The sequence below is a fragment of the Paenarthrobacter sp. NPDC090520 genome (assembly GCF_044769205.1).
Taxonomy (GTDB): domain Bacteria; phylum Actinomycetota; class Actinomycetes; order Actinomycetales; family Micrococcaceae; genus Arthrobacter.
The window spans coordinates 3619-5502 of the sequence record NZ_JBIVXM010000047.1; the positions used below are offsets into that span (position 1 = coordinate 3619).

Below are 1884 nucleotides of genomic sequence, written 5' to 3' on the forward strand. Positions count from 1 at the left end.
TTACCTAAGCCTTTGTGGTTCAGGGGTGTGGATGGGTAGGGGAGCGTCGTGTGGGCGGTGAAGTCGCGGTGGAAACCAGCGGTGGAGCCTACACGAGTGAGAATGCAGGCATGAGTAGCGAAAGACGGGTGAGAAACCCGTCCGCCGAATGATCAAGGGTTCCAGGGTCAAGCTAATCTGCCCTGGGTAAGTCGGGACCTAAGGCGAGGCCGACAGGCGTAGTCGATGGACAACGGGTTGATATTCCCGTACCGGCGAAAAACCGCCAATACTGAGCGGGGGATACTAACCACCCCCCACCCAACGCAAAGCTTCTTTCGGGAAGTGCAGTGTTGTGGTGGTGGCTGGGACCTGATCCTGGGAGGTAAGCGTATTAACAGGTGTGACGCAGGAAGGTAGCCGGGCCGGGCGATGGTTGTCCCGGTCTAAGGATGTAGGGTCAGGGATAGGCAAATCCGTTCCTGTGTGCTTCGAGCACGTGCCTGAGATCTGATGGGACCCCCGTATGGGGGGATCCGGTGATCCTATGCTGCCAAGAAAAGCATCGACGCGAGGTTTTAGCTGCCCGTACCCCAAACCGACACAGGTGATCAGGTAGAGAATACCAAGGCGATCGAGAGAATTATGGTTAAGGAACTCGGCAAAATGCCCCCGTAACTTCGGGAGAAGGGGGGCCTGCCCCGTGAAACGACCTTGCGTTGTGGAGCGGGTGTGGGCCGCAGAGACCAGGGGGAAGCGACTGTTTACTAAAAACACAGGTCCGTGCGAAGTCGCAAGACGATGTATACGGACTGACTCCTGCCCGGTGCTGGAAGGTTAAGAGGACCGGTTAGCCCTTACGGGCGAAGCTGAGAATTTAAGCCCCAGTAAACGGCGGTGGTAACTATAACCATCCTAAGGTAGCGAAATTCCTTGTCGGGTAAGTTCCGACCTGCACGAATGGAGTAACGACTTCCCCGCTGTCTCAACCATAAACTCGGCGAAATTGCAGTACGAGTAAAGATGCTCGTTACGCGCAGCAGGACGGAAAGACCCCGAGACCTTTACTATAGTTTGGTATTGGTGTTCGGAGTGGCTTGTGTAGGATAGGTGGGAGACGTTGAAGCCCGGACGCCAGTTCGGGTGGAGTCATCGTTGAAATACCACTCTGGTCACTTTGGACATCTAACTTCGGCCCGTGATCCGGGTCAGGGACAGTGCCTGATGGGTAGTTTAACTGGGGCGGTTGCCTCCTAAAAAGTAACGGAGGCGCCCAAAGGTTCCCTCAGCCTGGTTGGCAATCAGGTGTCGAGTGTAAGTGCACAAGGGAGCTTGACTGTGAGAGAGACATCTCAAGCAGGGACGAAAGTCGGGACTAGTGATCCGGCGGTACATTGTGGAATGGCCGTCGCTCAACGGATAAAAGGTACCTCGGGGATAACAGGCTGATCTTGCCCAAGAGTCCATATCGACGGCATGGTTTGGCACCTCGATGTCGGCTCGTCGCATCCTGGGGCTGGAGTAGGTCCCAAGGGTTGGGCTGTTCGCCCATTAAAGCGGTACGCGAGCTGGGTTTAGAACGTCGTGAGACAGTTCGGTCCCTATCCGCTGCGCGCGCAGGAAATTTGAGAAGGGCTGTCCTTAGTACGAGAGGACCGGGACGGACGAACCTCTGGTGTGTCAGTTGTACTGCCAAGTGCACCGCTGATTAGCTACGTTCGGATGGGATAACCGCTGAAAGCATCTAAGCGGGAAGCTCGCTTCAAGATGAGATTTCCACACACATTTAGTGTGAGAGGCCCCCAGCCAGACCACTGGGTTGATAGGCCGGATGTGGAAGCGAGGACTAAAGACTCGTGAAGCTGACCGGTACTAATAGGCCAACAACTTACACCACCCAAAAAA

1 rRNA gene (only partly in view) is annotated in these 1884 nt (G+C 55.4%); it reads left to right on the forward strand.

The window, feature by feature from the left end:
- Positions 1 to 1876 (forward strand): 23S ribosomal RNA (locus ACIQTZ_RS23925); it begins 1382 nt to the left of the window's first position.
- The last annotated feature ends 8 nt before the right edge of the window (positions 1877 to 1884 follow it).